General features: G+C 66.0%; 13 protein-coding genes. 3 read left to right on the top strand and 10 right to left on the bottom strand.

The window, feature by feature from the left end:
- Positions 1–52 precede the first annotated feature (52 nt).
- From miaA to CAG41_RS26250, 5 genes are read right to left on the bottom strand one after another with little or no spacing between them, the layout of a single operon-like run.
- Positions 53–1,024 carry a tRNA (adenosine(37)-N6)-dimethylallyltransferase MiaA gene (gene miaA, locus CAG41_RS26270; protein ID WP_085582894.1) on the bottom strand — a complete coding sequence of 324 codons (972 nt, stop codon included), beginning with the start codon at positions 1,022–1,024 and terminating at the stop codon, positions 53–55.
- Positions 1,024–2,946, bottom strand: a complete 1,923-nt coding sequence (gene mutL, locus CAG41_RS26265; protein ID WP_085640597.1) for a DNA mismatch repair endonuclease MutL — start codon at positions 2,944–2,946, stop codon at positions 1,024–1,026. The genes miaA and mutL overlap by 1 nt, the downstream gene beginning before the upstream one ends.
- On the bottom strand, positions 2,943–4,322 hold the full coding sequence (locus CAG41_RS26260) for an N-acetylmuramoyl-L-alanine amidase (protein ID WP_371856111.1): 1,380 nt from the start codon (positions 4,320–4,322) through the stop codon (positions 2,943–2,945). The genes mutL and CAG41_RS26260 overlap by 4 nt, the downstream gene beginning before the upstream one ends.
- 51 nt (positions 4,323–4,373) lie before the next feature.
- Complete coding sequence (tsaE, locus tag CAG41_RS26255) at positions 4,374–4,844, bottom strand: tRNA (adenosine(37)-N6)-threonylcarbamoyltransferase complex ATPase subunit type 1 TsaE (protein ID WP_085582900.1); 471 nt, start codon at positions 4,842–4,844, stop codon at positions 4,374–4,376.
- The gene (locus CAG41_RS26250; RefSeq protein WP_085640595.1) at positions 4,832–6,331 is read right to left on the bottom strand and encodes an NAD(P)H-hydrate dehydratase; all 1,500 of its coding nucleotides are present in this window, start codon (positions 6,329–6,331) and stop codon (positions 4,832–4,834) included. Before CAG41_RS26250 ends, tsaE begins: the two co-directional genes overlap by 13 nt.
- 63 nt (positions 6,332–6,394) lie before the next feature.
- Between CAG41_RS26250 and queG the strand changes: the two genes are divergently transcribed.
- Positions 6,395–7,465: a tRNA epoxyqueuosine(34) reductase QueG gene (gene queG, locus CAG41_RS26245; RefSeq protein ID WP_085640593.1), complete on the top strand. Its 1,071-nt coding sequence runs from the start codon at positions 6,395–6,397 to the stop codon at positions 7,463–7,465.
- A 5-nt stretch (positions 7,466–7,470) separates the two neighbouring features.
- On the opposite strand, the gene CAG41_RS26240 is transcribed toward queG, so the two are convergent.
- The 3 genes from CAG41_RS26240 to orn all read right to left on the bottom strand — a co-directional run bounded on the left by CAG41_RS26240 (position 7,471) and on the right by orn (position 10,030).
- Complete coding sequence (locus tag CAG41_RS26240; RefSeq protein WP_085640591.1) at positions 7,471–8,514, bottom strand: Fic family protein; 1,044 nt, start codon at positions 8,512–8,514, stop codon at positions 7,471–7,473.
- A gap of 151 nt (positions 8,515–8,665) precedes the next feature.
- The gene (locus CAG41_RS26235; RefSeq protein WP_085582906.1) at positions 8,666–9,277 is read right to left on the bottom strand and encodes a trimeric intracellular cation channel family protein; all 612 of its coding nucleotides are present in this window, start codon (positions 9,275–9,277) and stop codon (positions 8,666–8,668) included.
- A gap of 210 nt (positions 9,278–9,487) precedes the next feature.
- Positions 9,488–10,030: an oligoribonuclease gene (gene orn, locus CAG41_RS26230; RefSeq protein WP_085582908.1), complete on the bottom strand. Its 543-nt coding sequence runs from the start codon at positions 10,028–10,030 to the stop codon at positions 9,488–9,490.
- Positions 10,031–10,140: 110 nt separating this feature from the next.
- On the opposite strand from orn, the gene rsgA reads away from it, so the two are divergent.
- Positions 10,141–11,172 carry a small ribosomal subunit biogenesis GTPase RsgA gene (gene rsgA / locus CAG41_RS26225; protein WP_085582910.1) on the top strand — a complete coding sequence of 344 codons (1,032 nt, stop codon included), beginning with the start codon at positions 10,141–10,143 and terminating at the stop codon, positions 11,170–11,172.
- Positions 11,173–11,220: 48 nt separating this feature from the next.
- Here rsgA and motB read toward each other — a convergent pair whose 3' ends face one another.
- Positions 11,221–12,306, bottom strand: coding sequence for a flagellar motor protein MotB (gene motB / locus CAG41_RS26220; protein ID WP_085640589.1), 1,086 nt, complete (start codon positions 12,304–12,306; stop codon positions 11,221–11,223).
- Positions 12,307–12,309: 3 nt separating this feature from the next.
- Entirely contained in the window at positions 12,310–13,161 is an 852-nt protein-coding gene (gene motA / locus CAG41_RS26215) for a flagellar motor stator protein MotA (protein ID WP_085582914.1), read from the bottom strand.
- A gap of 166 nt (positions 13,162–13,327) precedes the next feature.
- On the opposite strand from motA, the gene CAG41_RS26210 reads away from it, so the two are divergent.
- A complete protein-coding gene (locus CAG41_RS26210; RefSeq protein ID WP_085640587.1) occupies positions 13,328–14,866 on the top strand; it encodes an HDOD domain-containing protein in 1,539 nt (512 codons plus the stop codon).
- Positions 14,867–14,905: the final 39 nt, after the last annotated feature.

Below are 14,905 nucleotides of genomic sequence, written 5' to 3'. Positions count from 1 at the left end.
ACGGGTGGCTTTTGCCGCCACACCCCCAAGGATAGACGGCAATTGCAGGGACTCAGCTCAATATGGAGATCGTCCCAAGGTATTTCAAGGCGCGTGGCAGATTGTCGCAATCCAGACTGTCGAGCCAATGCAAACCATCCCAGCTGCGCAGCCAGGTGAACTGGCGTTTGGCCAATTGGCGCGTGGCGATGATGCCCCGCTCCTGCATTTCGGCCGACGTCAGCTTGCCGTCCAGATAATCCCAGACCTGGCGGTAACCCACCGCACGTATAGACGGCAACCCGGCATGCAGGTCACTTCTATTGCGCAGGGCTACGACCTCGTCGATGAATCCCTGTTCCAGCATATTTGTGAATCTTTGTTTAATGCGCTCGTGCAGTACCTGGCGATTTGCCGGAGCGATCGCCAGATTCGCGACAGTATAGGGCAATTGTTGCCGCCCCGATGCGGCTGCGTCGGCACTTTGCGCAGATTGTTGCTGGCGCAGCGCGGTCATGCTCTGACCGCTGACCCGGTAGACCTCCAGCGCACGACTCAGGCGCTGCGGATCGTTCGGGTGAATCCGCGCCGCCGACACCGGGTCGATGGCCGCCAACTGCTCGTGCAGGGCCTGCCAGCCAAGGCGCGCCGCCTCTTCTTCGATCTGCGCACGCACTTCGGGATCGGCCGCCGGCATGTCGGCCAGGCCCTCGACCAGCGCCTTGTAGTAGAGCATGGTGCCGCCCACCAGCAGCGGGATCTTGCCCCGGGCGGTGATGTCGGCCATGGCGATCAGCGCATCACGGCGGAAATCCGCAGCCGAGTACGCCTCGGCCGGATCGAGGATGTCGATCAGGCGGTGGGGAAACTCGGCCAACAGTTCCTTGGACGGCTTGGCGGTGCCGATGTCCATGCCGCGGTAGACCAGCGCCGAGTCGACGCTGATCAGCTCGCACGGCAGCACCTTGGTCAGCTCGATGGCCAGGTCGGTCTTGCCCGCAGCGGTCGGGCCCATCAGGAATATCGCTGGAGGAAGCTGGCTCATCAACGACCGCGCAAAAACAGTTTGTCCAGGTCGTCCAGGCCCAATTGGGTCCAGGTCGGCCGGCCATGGTTGCATTGACCGCTGCGCTCGGTGTTTTCCATGTCGCGCAGCAGGCCGTTCATTTCCGGCAGGGCCAGGCGCCGGTTGGCGCGGACCGCGCCGTGGCAGGCCATGGTGCCCAGCAGTTCGTTCAGGTGCGCCTGGATCCGGTCGCTGGTGCCGTACTCCATCAGGTCGGCCAGCACGTCGCCGACCAGCCGGTTGGCCTCGGCCTGTTTGAGCAGCGCCGGAATCTGCCGGATCGCCAGGGTTTCCGGGCCCAGGCGCTGCAGTTCGAAGCCCAGGCGCTGGAACCACGCCGCGTGCTCTTCGGCGCAGTCGGCCTCGCGCTGGCTCACCGCCAGCGACTCCGGCACCAGCAGCGGCTGGCCGCTCAGGCCTTCACTGGCCATGGCGATCTTCAGGCGCTCGTACATGATTCGCTCATGGGCGGCGTGCATGTCCACCAGCACCAGTCCCTGGGCGTTCTCGGACAGGATGTAGATGCCCTTGAGCTGCGCCAGCGCGTAGCCCAGCGGCGGGATGTCGCCCTGACCGCTCGGCAGCGCATTGCCGCCGGCCGGGGTTGCGGTTTCCGGCAGCGGCGCGAAGAACTCGCGGTAGGCGGCCTGGGCTTCGGCGGCCGGCACGGCGGACTGCGGACGCGGCGTGTACTGGTACTGGTAGCCCGCCCCGCTGCCGCCGCCGGCCGGCGCGTTGAACGACGGCTGCGCCTGGGGTTGCTCCAGCAGGGTGTTGGACGCCAGGCGCATCTCGCCCTGGGGGCCGAACTCGCCGGCTTCGAGGCCGGTCGGGCGGACGAATCCGCTGGAGGCGACCGGCGCCGCCACCTGATCCTCCGGACGCACATCGCCCAGCGCCCGGTGCAGGGTGCCGTAGAGGAAGTCGTGCACCATGCGCCCGTCGCGGAAGCGCACTTCGTGCTTGGTCGGGTGCACGTTGACGTCCACCGCCGCCGGATCGACCTCGAAGAACAGCGCGAAGGTCGGATGACGGCCATTGAACAGCACGTCGCGGTAGGCCTGGCGCACCGCGTGGGCCACCAGCTTGTCGCGCACCGCGCGGCCGTTCACGAAGAAATACTGCAGATCCGCCTGGCTGCGGTTGAACGTCGGCAGGCCGACCCAACCCCACAGGCGCAGGCCGTTGCGCTCGATCTCGATCGGCAGCGCCTGCTCCAGGAAGCCCGAGCCGCAGATCGCCGCCACACGCCGGGCGCGGGCCGCGTCGTCGCGGGCCTCATGCAGGCTGAGGATGGTCTTGCCGTTGTGACGCAAATGGAAAGCCACGTCGAAGCGCGCCAGCGCCAGACGCTTGATCACTTCTTGCAGGTGATCGAATTCGGTCTTTTCGGTCTTGAGGAACTTGCGCCGCGCCGGTGTATTGAAGAACAGGTCGCGCACCTCCACCGAGGTGCCCACCGGATGCGCCGCCGGCTGCACCCGGGGCGCCATGTCGCGGCCTTCGGTCTCCACCTGCCAGGCCTGGTCGGCGTCGCGGGTGCGCGAGGTCAGGGTCAGGCGCGCCACGGAGCTGATCGACGCCAGCGCCTCGCCCCGGAAGCCCAGGCTCATCACCTGTTCGAGGTCTTCGAGGTTGCGGATCTTGCTGGTGGCGTGCCGGGCCAGCGCCAGCGGCAGGTCATCGGCGGAAATGCCGCTGCCGTCGTCGCGCACCCGCAGCAGCTTGACGCCGCCCTGCTCGACGTCGACATCGATGCGCCGGGCGCCGGAGTCCAGGCTGTTTTCCAACAGTTCCTTGATCACCGACGCCGGGCGCTCGACCACCTCGCCGGCGGCGATCTGGTTCGCCAGCCGGGGGCTGAGCAGTTCAATGCGGGCCGAACTCAACACTTGGTTCATTCCTTGGACGCCAGTTCAGTGCCGGGAATGGTCAGGTGCTGACCGACCTTGAGCTCATCGCTGCTCAGGTTGTTGGCGCTGCGCAGCGTGGCCGGCGACACCTGATAGCGCACGGCGATCATCGCCAGGGTTTCGCCCGGGCTCACCCGGTGGTCGCGCGGCCCCTGGGCGATCTTGCCCGAGTCACGCAGCCAGGCGATGTAGGTGCCCGGCGGCGGGTTCTGCTGGAAGAACTGACGCACGCCGCTGCTGATCGACCGCGCCAGCGCCTGCTGGTGGCTCGATGCCGCCAGCTTGGAGGCCTCGTTGGCGTTGGAGATGAAGCCGGTCTCGACCAGGATCGACGGGATGTCCGGCGACTTCAGCACCATGAACCCGGCCTGTTCCACCCGTTGCTTGTGCAGCGGCGTGACCCGGCCGATGTTGCTCAGCACCTTCTGGCCGACGTTGAGACTGGAGGTCAGCGAGGCGGTCATCGACAGGTCGAGCAGCACGCCGGCGAGCATTCGGTCCTTGTCGTCGAGGCTGACGTTGCCGGCACCGCCGATCAGGTCGGAACGGTTTTCGCTGTCGGCCAGCCAACGGGCGGTCTCCGAGGTGGCGCCACGGTCGGACAGGGCGAACACCGACGCGCCGAACGCGGCGGCCGAAGGTGCGGCGTCGGCGTGGATCGAGACGAACAGGTCGGCGCCCTTCTTGCGGGCGATCTCGGTGCGGCCGCGCAGCGGGATGAAGTAGTCGCCGGTGCGGGTCAGCTCGGCGCGAAAGCCCTTCATGCCGTTGACCTGACGCTGCAGCTCGCGGGCGATCTGCAGCACCACGTCTTTTTCACGCTGGCCGCGCGAGCCCGAGGCGCCGGGGTCTTCGCCGCCGTGGCCGGCGTCGATCACCACGATGATGTCGCGTTTGCCGGCCGGGGCCGGCGGCAGCTTGATCGCCGGTTCCGCCGGGGTCACCGGCACGGCCGGCACGGTGGCCACCGACGGCGTCGGCGCAGGCGGCGGCGCGGCGTCGGCCGGGTTGTCGAACAGGTCGACCACCAGACGGTTGCCGTACTGCGCATTCGGCGCCAGGGAGAAGCTTTTCGGGGTGACGGCCTTCTTCAGGTCGATGACCACCCGCAGGTCGGTCGGCGTACGCTGGGCCGAGCGCATGGCGGTGATCGGCGTGTTGGCGGTCTGTACGTTCAGCGGCGCACCGAGGGTGGCGCCGTTGATGTCGATCACCAGCCGGTCCGGCGCGGTCAGGGTGAACACGCTGTGCTGCACCGGGCCGCTCAGGTCGAACACCAGACGCGTGTTGTCCGGCGCCCGCCACAGGCGCACGCTGTTGACCTTTGTGTCGGCCACAGCGCTGACGGTCACTGCCATCAACATCAGCCCAGCGGCAGCCACCAACGCGCGAAAGCGCATACCTAACCCCATCATTTATTTGGATTCCAACGCCAAAGCGGCACACCAGGCCTCGCCGCGCGAGCCCTGGGACAAAATGGTCAGCGAACGCCCGCTGTCTTGCGGGCTAATGGTAATGGTCAGGTCAGGCTTTGGCAAAAAGCCTGCACCTTTGTCGGGCCACTCGATCAGGCACAGGGCATCGTCTTCGAAGTAGTCGCGGATGCCGAGGAATTCCAGCTCCTCCGGGTCGACCAGCCGGTACAGGTCGAAGTGGAAGGCGCGGATGTCGCCGATCTCGTAGGGCTCGACCAGCGTGAAGGTCGGACTCTTCACCGCGCCCTGGTGGCCCAGGCCCCGGATCAGCCCGCGGGACAGGGTGGTCTTGCCCATGCCCAGGTCACCCACCAGGAAAATCAGGCCATGCCCCCCGGTGATGCGGGCGATCCGTGCGCCAAAGTCGGTCATGGCCTGTTCATCGGCCAGGTACAGGGTTACTTCAGACACGGTGCATGCTCCTCCAACAACTGACGAATGGCTGGAATCAGATCACTGGCCGCCAGCCCACGGCCGAATTCACCTTGTTGCAGACCCGCATTGGCATGCAGCCAGACCGCCAGGCAGGCGGCCTGGAAACTGTCCATGCCTTGGGCCATCAGTGCGCCGAGCAACCCGGCCAGCACATCGCCGAGGCCGGCGGTCGCCATCGCGGGGTGGCCCTGATGGCACACGGCCAACCTGCCGTCGGGATGGGCGATCAGGCTGCCGGCGCCCTTGAGCACCACTACCGCTGTATATTTTTTGCTCAACGCCAAGGCCGCCGCCGGCCGGTCGGCCTGCACTTGCGCGGTGCCGATCCCGAGCAAACGGGCCGCCTCCCCCGGATGCGGCGTGATCACGCAATCCTTCGGCAAGCTCACCCGGCCTGCGGCCAGCTGGTTCAGCGCGTCGGCGTCCCACACCTGGGGCAACGGCGCATTGGCCGCCGCCGACAGCAGGCTGCGCGCCCAACCGGCCTGGCCCAGCCCCGGCCCGACCACCAGCACCGAAGCCTTCTCCAGAAGCCCCATCAACTGATTGGCCGACGATACGCCCAGGGCCATGGCTTCCGGCACCCGGGCCAGCGCCGCCGGCACATGCTCTGCCCGGGTCGCCAGCGACACCATGCCCGCACCGCTGCGCAGCGCGCTTTCGGTGCTGAGCACGATCGCCCCGCCGAAGCCGTGGTCGCCGCCGATCAGCAGCACATGACCGAACCGGCCCTTGTGCGCCGTCGCTGCGCGAGGGACCGGCCGCGGCAGGTTAGCGACCTCGAGACGACGGGCGGCAACGGGAATGTCACTGAAGGTTTCGGCCGGCGCCTGAAGATCGTTGAACGCCAGTTCACCGACATGGTCGGCGGCATCGCCGGTGAACAGCCCCAACTTGAGGCCGATGAACGTCACGGTGAGGTCGGCACGCACCGCCACGCCCAGCACCCGCCCGGTGTCGGCGCACAATCCGGACGGCACATCCACCGCCGCCACCGACAGGCCGCTGGCGTTGATCCCGTGGATGGCCGAGGCATACGGCTCGCGCACCTCGCCGCTCAGGCCGGTGCCGAGCAGCGCATCGAGGATCACGCCGCGCAGTTCGCTCTGCGCATTCCAGCCCTGCACGGCCACCCCTTCGGCCAGGGCCTGCCCATGGGCCTGCGCCGCATCCCCCTGCAAACGCTGCGGATCGCCGACAGCCAGCACCCGCACATGCCAGCCGGCACGGTGCGCCAGCGCCGCCACCAGATAACCGTCGCCGGCGTTGTTGCCGTGGCCGGCCAGCACCGTCAGTTCGTTGGCCGCCGGCCAGCGGCGCACCAGCGCGCGCCAGGTCGCCCGGGCGGCGCGGTGCATCAGTTCCAGGCCCGGCGTGCCGGCAGCGATCAGCCGCGCGTCGATGTCCCGCACCTGCGCGGCGCGGTACAGCGCGTCGGGTAAATGATCTTTCGTGTGCGGCATGCGTCTTCGGGCTCCGATGTCTGGCAGAATTATACGCACCTCAGTTCCGGTTTCTCTCGCCTCATGTCCGCCATCACCACAGACCTCCCCGCCCTGGCCCAATCCATCAAGGACTGGGGCCGCGAGCTGGGCTTTCAGCAAGTCGGCATCAGCGGTCTGGACCTGGCCGAGCACGAGGGGCACCTGCAGCGCTGGCTCGAGGCCGGCTACCACGGCGAAATGGACTACATGGGCGCCCACGGCAGCAAGCGCTCGCACCCCGAAGAGCTGGTGCCGGGCACGCTGCGCGTGGTCTCGCTGCGCATGGACTACCTGCCGGGCGACACGCACATGGCGCATCTGCTCGCCCAACCGGAAAAGGCCTACATCTCCCGCTACGCCCTGGGCCGCGACTACCACAAGCTGATCCGCAAGCGCGTGCAGCAACTGGCGGACCGGATCCAGGCGCAGATCGGCCCGTTCGGCTTCCGCGCCTTCGTCGACAGCGCCCCGGTGCTGGAGAAGGCCATCGCCGAACAGGCCGGCCTGGGATGGATCGGCAAGAACACCCTGGTCCTGAACCGCAAGGCCGGCAGCTATTTCTTCCTCAGCGAACTGTTCGTCGACCTGCCGCTGCCGGTCGACCCGCCCCACGCCACCGAACACTGCGGCCGGTGCAGCGCCTGCCTGGACATCTGCCCGACCAACGCCTTCGTCGGCCCCTATGTGCTGGACGCCCGGCGCTGCATTTCCTACCTCACCATCGAGCTGAAGAACGCCATCCCCGAAGACCTGCGGCCGCTGATCGGCAACCGGGTGTTCGGCTGCGACGATTGCCAGATCGTCTGCCCGTGGAACCGCTTCGCCCGCGCGTCCGGGGAAAGCGACTTCAAGCCCCGGCACAACCTGGACAACGCCGAACTGGCCGAACTGTTCCTGTGGGACGAAGACACGTTCCTCAGCAGCACCGAAGGCTCACCGCTGCGCCGCGCCGGCTACGAGCGCTGGCTGCGCAACCTGGCAGTGGGGCTGGGCAACGCCCCGTCGAGCATTCCGGTGCTGCAAGCGCTGAAGGCACGCCGCGACCATCCGTCGGAACTGGTGCGCGAACATGTCGAGTGGGCCCTCAGGCAGCATGCCGCACGCAGCGCATGAAATCCTTAAAGCTTTTTCCACTTGGCGCTGCGTCCCTTCCCTGTCGACTCGATCAATCCCTCAGCCTTCAGCGAACGTAAAACCATCCGCACGGTATCGCGACTGATGCCAGGGCAGGACACCTCTATCTCTGTGATGGAGAACGGCAGACTGCGCTTCAAGGCTTCGCCCCTGACTCTATCGCTCTTACCCCCACGACGCTTTTCTATCGTACCGACACGTTCTTCGAGTTCCTTATATGCCCTGAGCAGCGTCCCCCAGAAGTAGTCAATCCATGGCCGAACGTCGTGCGTTGCGTCGTGCCACCCCTGGGAACTCAATTCGAGCGTTGAGTAATAGCTTTCCTTCGAATCTTCGAATATTCGCTCAAGGCTTATGAAGCGCCCGACGCGGTAATCAAATTGGTAAAGCAGCAACAATGTCAGCAACCGGGCAACCCGCCCGTTGCCGTCGGAAAAGGGATGAATGCAAAGGAAATCGAGGATGGTCAGCGGAACCAGCACCAAGGGATCCGTCAGATTCAGCTCCAGCGCCTGGCGATAACGCACCATCATTTCGCTCATGGCGATGGGCACCATGTGTGCGGAAACCGGCTGAAAGCGGATACGTGACGATCCGTCCGTGCGGCGCTCGATGATGTCGTTGTTCGTTGCCTTCCAGTCACCCCCGTCCTGCGGCAGGTAACGGTAAAGCAAGCTGTGCAACTGCCTGACCACACCTTCGGAAAACGGCATACCCTCAGCCGCTTCATGGATCAGTGCGAGGGCGTCTCGATAGCCCGCGATTTCCTGCTCGGATCGACTTTTCGGTTCAGAGTGTTTGCTCATCAAGGACTTCAAGCGAGCGGGCGCCACGGTCACGCCCTCAAGCCTGTTGGACGACTCGGCTGATTCGATCACTGCGATCTGCCTCAAGCCATGCAGCACTTGAGGCGATTGCGCAATGAACAACTGTTGCTTGCCCCGGAACTCACCTAGCGTCCGAAGCGTTGAAATCTGTAATCCGTCGTAGCGCAAATCGCTGAGGTACCGGGGCGTCAGTGAGTGCATCTCAAGGCATCCTGCAAAATAGGGCACAGAAGACAAATAGGGTAATGAAGAGTCAATTAACCCCCTTTAAGCTTCTTTTTACCCCATTCGATCAGCCCCAACTATTCAACAAGTCCGACAGGATGTTTCCGCCGGCCAAGCGATACCGCCCTCAATGCTCGTCGTTATAGACGAACTTCGGCATTTCCCAATGAAACCGGATAGCCAGCAGCCGCAGCAGGAAGCCGCCGAACAGGGTGATCAGGATCGCCTGCTCGCTCGGTACGTTCAGGAACAGGCAGAGCATGTAGCACCATGCGGCGGCGAAAGAGACGCTGGCGTACAGTTCGCGCCGGAAGATCAGCGGGATGTCGTTGCAGAAGATGTCCCGCAGGATGCCGCCGAACACCCCGGTGATCACGCCGCTGACCGAAGCCACGAGCATGCCGTGGCCCATTTCCAGGGCGGTCATGCAGCCGATCAGGGTGAACGCCACCAGGCCGACAGCGTCGAGCACCAGGAACAGTGAGCGCAGGTGGCGCATCCAGCGTGCGGTGAACACGGTCAGCATCGCGGCGGCCGAGGTCAGCACCAGGTATTCGGGATGCTTCACCCAGGTCAGCGGATAGTGCCCCAGCAGCACATCGCGCACCGAACCGCCGCCGAGCGCCGTGACGCAGGCGATCAGCACCACGCCGAACCAGTCCATGCCGCGTCGGCCGGCGGACAGGGCGCCGGTCATGGCTTCGGCGGTGATGGCGATCAGGTAGAGCATCAGCAGCATGGTGGCGGTCCTGGCAGGAAGGCGCGCAGTCTAGCCATTTCGCGGCCGCACCAGAAGGGGGCGGATGCGCCGTGGCGAGGGAGCTTGCTCCCGTCGGAGGGCGGAGCACTCCCATGCACCCTTTCAAGCAGGACGCGCCCGCGGGGACTGCGGCGGCTGCGCAGCCGAGCGGGAGCAAGCTCCCTCGCCACAGGGGCCCGCTGCGGCGGATCAGAACTTGATGAAGTGCTCGCGGTAGTGGCGCAGCTCGGCGATGGACTCGCGGATGTCGTCCAGCGCCAGGTGGGTGCTGCCTTTCTTGAAGCTGTCGCGCACGTCCGGCGCCCAGCGGGCGGCCAGTTCCTTGAGGGTCGAGACGTCGAGGTTGCGGTAGTGGAAGTAGCTTTCCAGCGCCTTCATGTGGGCGAACAGGAAGCGCCGGTCCTGGCAGATGCTGTTGCCGCAGATCGGCGACTTGCCCTTCGGCACCCACTTCTCCAGGAAGGCGATGGTTTCGGCTTCGGCCTCGGCCATGCTCACGCGGCTTTCGCGCACACGTTGGGTAAGGCCCGAATTGCCGTGGGTGCGGGTGTTCCATTCGTCCATGCGGGCGAGGACATCGTCGCTGTGGTGGATGGCGATCACCGGGCCTTCGGCCAGGGTGTTCAGGTCGCTGTCGGTGACGATGGTGGCCATCTCGATGATGACGTCGGTGTCCGGGTTCAGACCGGTCATTTCCAGGTCGATCCAGATCAGGTTCTGCGGGTTCTGCATGATTCGTCTCCTAAGCAATGGTGCGCAGTTTAGCCTAGGCGGGTGGCCGGGCGTGCTAAACTCGCCGCCGTTTTACCCATTCGCTGCATTCTTTTTATTACGGAACACCCATGGCCAAACGCCAACTCAACCGCCGCCAGAGCTGGCGCATCGAAAAGATTCAGGGCGAGCGCGCCGCCCGCGCCGCCAAACGCGAGTCCTCGGCCGTCGAGGCCCTGGAGGGCGGCGACCTGGGCCCGGAACAGCACGGCCTGGTGATCGCCCACTTCGGTGTGCAGGTCGAGGTCGAGGCGACCGACGGCGACCAGGCCGGTCAGGTGTTCCGCTGCTACCTGCGCGCCAACCTGCCGGCGCTGGTGACCGGCGACCGGGTGGTCTGGCGCGCCGGCAACCAGGGCATCGGCGTGATCGTCGCGCAGCTGCCGCGCAGCACCGAGCTGTGCCGCCCGGACAGCCGCGGCCAGCTCAAGCCGGTGGCGGCCAACGTCGACATGATCGTCATCGTCTTCGCCCCGCTGCCCGAGCCCCACGCCAACCTGATCGACCGCTACCTGGTGGCGGCCGAGCACGCCGGCATCCGTCCGCTGCTGCTGCTCAACAAGTTCGACCTGATCGACGAGCAGAACGCCCCGGCGCTCAATGCGCTGCTGGCGGTGTACCGCACCCTCGGCTATCCGGTGCTGGAAGTCTCGGCCCACCACGGCAACGGCATGGAACAGCTGCAGCAGTTGCTCGACGGCCGCATCAGCGTGTTCGTCGGCCAGTCCGGCGTCGGCAAGTCGTCGCTGGTCAACAGCCTGCTGCCGGAGGTGGAGACCCGCGTCGGCCCGCTGTCGGAATGGTCCGGCCAGGGCCAGCACACCACAACCACCGCGCGCCTGTTCCACTTCCCCGGCGGCGGTGAGCTGATCGACTCGCCGGGCATCCGCGAATTCGGCCTGGGCCACGTCAGCCGCGCCGACGTCGAAGCCGGCTTCATCGAGTTCGAAGACCTGCTCGGCACCTGCCGCTTCCGCGACTGCAAGCACGATCGCGAACCCGGCTGCGCCCTGCTCAAGGCCCTGGAAGACGGGCGCATCCAGCAGCAACGGATGAACAGCTACCGCTCGATCATCGCCAGCCTGCCCGATAACGGCTACTGAACCGCCGGACACAAAAAAGCCGCGAGATCATCGCGGCTTTTTTGTGGGTCACTGCTTCGGCGCGGGGGCTGCGGGAGCCGCCGGTGCCGGAGCGGGCGCCGGAGCCGGAGTCGGCGCATGGGTGCCCGGCTCGGCTGGTTTCGGCAACGGATCGTCGAACAGGTTCAGCCGTTCGCGCAACTCGTGCGGCGCCACCGGTTGCTGATCCGCCGGCAAGGCGTTCGGATCGGCCGGGGTGGCCGGCGCGGCGCCTTCCTGGCCGTCGGCCGGCTTCGCCGGGTCGGCGCCCTGAGAGCCTTCGATGGCGGCCTGGGCCTTCTTGGTCAGCACCACGATGTCGATGCGGCGGTTGACCGGGTTGAACGGGTTTTCCTTGTCGAACAGCGCCGACGAGGCATAACCCACCACCCGCGCCACCTGCGACTCCGGATAGCTGCCCGCCACCAGTGCACGCCGGGCGGCGTTGGCGCGGTTGGCGGAAAGCTCCCAGTTGCCGAACTCGCCGCTGCCGGTGTACGGCTTGGCGTCGGTGTGGCCGCTGATGCTGATCTTGTTCGGCACCGCCTTGATGGTGTCGGCCATGGCCAGCAGGATGTCCTCGAAGTACGGCTTCAGGCGCGCGGAGCCCGAGTCGAACATCGGCCGGTTCTCGGCGTCCATGATCTGGATGCGCAAGCCGTTCGGGGTGATCTCGAACAGGATCTGATCCTTGAACTTCTGCAGCTGCGGGTTCTCTTCGACCTTGTTCTGCAGTTCCTGCAGCAACAGTTCCAGGCGTTCCTTCTCGACCTGCTCGGCCATGCCCTCGACCTGCTCGGTGTCGACCGTGACCTTGTCCGGCTGCGGCTGCGACTTCACCTCAGGGTTGAGGGTGTTTTCCGGCGCCAGGGTCGGCGTGCCGCCCAGGTCGATGATGTACGGCGTGCCGCTTTCGGAGAAGCCGACCGGATCCTTGAAGTAACCGGCGATGGCGATCTTCTGCTCGGGCGTGGCGGTGGACAGCAGCCACAGCACCAGGAAGAACGCCATCATCGCCGTGGCGAAGTCGGCGAAGGCGATTTTCCAGGCGCCGCCGTGATGTCCGCCACCGTAGCGCTTGACGCGCTTGATGATTATCGGCTGGTTGTTTTCCATGGCTTAACGACCGCGAACCGCTTGTTCCAGCTCGGCGAAGCTCGGACGGTGCGCCGGGTACAGGACCTTGCGGCCGAACTCCACGGCCAGCGACGGCGGCATGCCGGAAGCCGAAGCCACCAGCGAGGCCTTGATGGCTTCGTAGACGTTCAGCTCTTCCTTGGCGTCATGGGCCAGGGAGTGGGCCAGCGGGCCGAAGAAGCCGTAGGCCGCGAGAATACCGAAGAAGGTACCGACCAGCGCCGCACCCACGTGCAGGCCGATGGATTTCTGATCGCCTTCGCCCAGGGAGGCCATGGTCACCACGATACCCAACACCGCCGCGACGATACCGAAGCCGGGCATGCCGTCGGCGATGCCGTTGACCGCGTGGGACGGGTGCTCCAGTTCTTCCTTGAGGCTGAACAGTTCCATGTCGAACAGGCCTTCGAGCTCGTGCGGGGCCATGTTGCCGGAGGACATGATGCGCAGGTAGTCGCAGATGAACGCGGTCATGCGCTCGTCTTTGAGCACGGCCGGGTACTTGGCGAAGATCGGGCTCGCGGCGGCGTCTTCGATGTCGCCTTCGATGGCCATCATGCCTTCGCGGCGGCTCTTGTTGAGGATCTCGTAGATCAGGCCGAGCACTTCCAGGTAGAAAGTGTGGCTGAAGCGCGAACTGAACATGCCCAAGGCTTTCTTGAACACGTGCATCGTCATGTAGCCGGGGTTGGCCTGAAGGAAGGCGCCGAGGGCCGCGCCGCCGATGATCATCACCTCGAAGGGCTGGATCAGGGCCGCGATCTTGCCGTGGGAGAGCACGTATCCGCCGAGCACGCTCGCGAATACGACGATGATGCCGATAATTTTAGCCATAGATAGAAAGTACTTGTTTAAGTCGGGTTCAAGGTCATATTCGGAAGTTAAAAAATCTCTTCTTCTACTTATCGGCAAAACTGCGCCAGACTATAGGCAGTTCAGGCGAAAAGCCAATTTAGCCCATGCCGGGCGCGTCTTTCGAAGATCAAGATCCCGTCCCGACATGGCTAATGAAACGAACGTCCCACACGCAACACCGAACACCCTGGAAGGCTGGGTCAAGCTGCTCGACGGCGTCCGCCTGCCGGTGCCGCAGTCGGCCCACGACCGCGTCTGCCGGGCGATCCGCGACAACCGCAGCTCGCTGCGCGACATCGCCGGCCTGATGCAGGACAGCCCGGCGCTGGCCCTGAGCATCATCCGCGAAGCCAACCGCCACACCCAGGGCAGCATGGCGGAGCCGGCGGAAAACCTCGAAGTCGCCATCAACCGCCTGGGCCTGGCCCGCACCGAAGAACTGCTCGCGCGCCTGCCCGCCGAGCCTGACGGGCAGATCCCCCAGGCCCTGCGCCAGCTGCAGATGATCAGCCAGCACGCCACGCAGCAAGCCAACGGCTTCTTCGCCGGCCGCCTGGCGCGGCTGTGGCAGGACATCCACTGGGGCAGCCTGCTGTTCCTGTCGCCGCTGTGGCCCCTGGCGCTGACCCACCCCAAACTGCTTGAGGAATGGGAACTGCGGGTGATCCACAAGGGCGAATCGGCCCGCGACGTGGAACGGCAACTGTTCGGCGTGCGCCTGCTGAAGATCGGCCAGGCGCTGGTCGATGCCTGGCGCTTGCCGATCTGGGTGCAGCAAGGCTACCGGCTGTTGCTCAACGAGCGGCGCGAACTGGTCAAGGTGCTGCGCATCGCCCGCGACAGCGAGCATCCGCTGCGCCAGCAGAACCGCCTCGACGACGACCCGACCCTGCGCCATTGGCTCAACCAGCCGGCCAACACGGTGCTGCTGGCCAACGGCCTGGCGCTGTCGGCACAACAGGCTTGGGACTGCCCCCACAGCGAGCGCTGGCAGTACCTGACCAGCCTCTATCTGCAGATCCCCATGGACGAGGTGCAGCAACAACTGCACCAGCAGGCCGCCATCAGTGCGCGCCAGCACTTCATGCCGGACCTGTGGCACCCCGCGGTATCCCTGCTCTGGCCCTCGGGCACCCGCCGTGTCCCGGCCGGCCTGCTGCCGCCCGCCGCCCCCAGCGCCGAGGACCTGGCCAAGTGGCGCCGGCAATGCGCCGAGCTGCTGGCCGAGCCGAGCCGCTTCACCAACGCCATGCACCTGACCATCGCCGCCCGCGACGCCCTGGTCGCCAGCGGCCTGCGCCGGGTGATGATCCTGATGGCCGACCGCACCCATTCCAACCTGCGCGTGCACCAGACGGCCGGGCTGCCGCCGGAGGCCGCCGCGCTGAATGTCGCGGTCAGCCAGAGCACCGTGCTGCAGCGCCTGCTGGCCCAGCAGGCGCAGGTGCGCATCACCCCGGACAACAACGCGCAGTTCTCCGCCCTGCTGCCGCCGGCCCTGCGCGCGCTGTTCCGCGGCGAGCACCTGTTCCTGCGTTCGCTGGTGAACAACGGCCGGGTGATCATGATCGTGGTCGCCGACCAGGGCGGCGGGCCGTTCGCCGACGTCACCGTGCAGGCCTTCGGCAAAACCGCGCAGTGCATCGAGAAAGCCCTGCACAGCTTTAGCCACCGCCGCCAATGACGGCTACAATCGTTTCCCTTTGTGCTCTGGAGACCTCAC

The sequence above is a fragment of the Pseudomonas sp. B35(2017) genome (assembly GCF_002113645.1).
Classification (GTDB): domain Bacteria; phylum Pseudomonadota; class Gammaproteobacteria; order Pseudomonadales; family Pseudomonadaceae; genus Aquipseudomonas; species Aquipseudomonas ekonensis.
This window is presented reverse-complemented; position numbering and strand designations above follow the sequence as displayed.

Bases quoted from the DNA above. Each gene is read 5' to 3' on its own strand.
- miaA (WP_085582894.1), bottom strand. From the start codon at position 1,024: ATGAGCCAGCTTCCTCCAGCGATATTCCTGATGGGCCCGACCGCTGCG.
- mutL (WP_085640597.1), bottom strand. From the start codon at position 2,946: ATGAACCAAGTGTTGAGTTCGGCCCGCATTGAACTGCTCAGCCCCCGG.
- CAG41_RS26260 (WP_371856111.1), bottom strand. From the start codon at position 4,322: ATGTTGATGGCAGTGACCGTCAGCGCTGTGGCCGACACAAAGGTCAAC.
- CAG41_RS26250 (WP_085640595.1), bottom strand. From the start codon at position 6,331: ATGCCGCACACGAAAGATCATTTACCCGACGCGCTGTACCGCGCCGCG.
- queG (WP_085640593.1), top strand. From the start codon at position 6,395: ATGTCCGCCATCACCACAGACCTCCCCGCCCTGGCCCAATCCATCAAG.
- CAG41_RS26240 (WP_085640591.1), bottom strand. From the start codon at position 8,514: ATGCACTCACTGACGCCCCGGTACCTCAGCGATTTGCGCTACGACGGA.
- CAG41_RS26235 (WP_085582906.1), bottom strand. From the start codon at position 9,277: ATGCTGCTGATGCTCTACCTGATCGCCATCACCGCCGAAGCCATGACC.
- orn (WP_085582908.1), bottom strand. From the start codon at position 10,030: ATGCAGAACCCGCAGAACCTGATCTGGATCGACCTGGAAATGACCGGT.
- rsgA (WP_085582910.1), top strand. From the start codon at position 10,141: ATGGCCAAACGCCAACTCAACCGCCGCCAGAGCTGGCGCATCGAAAAG.
- motB (WP_085640589.1), bottom strand. From the start codon at position 12,306: ATGGAAAACAACCAGCCGATAATCATCAAGCGCGTCAAGCGCTACGGT.
- motA (WP_085582914.1), bottom strand. From the start codon at position 13,161: ATGGCTAAAATTATCGGCATCATCGTCGTATTCGCGAGCGTGCTCGGC.
- CAG41_RS26210 (WP_085640587.1), top strand. From the start codon at position 13,328: ATGGCTAATGAAACGAACGTCCCACACGCAACACCGAACACCCTGGAA.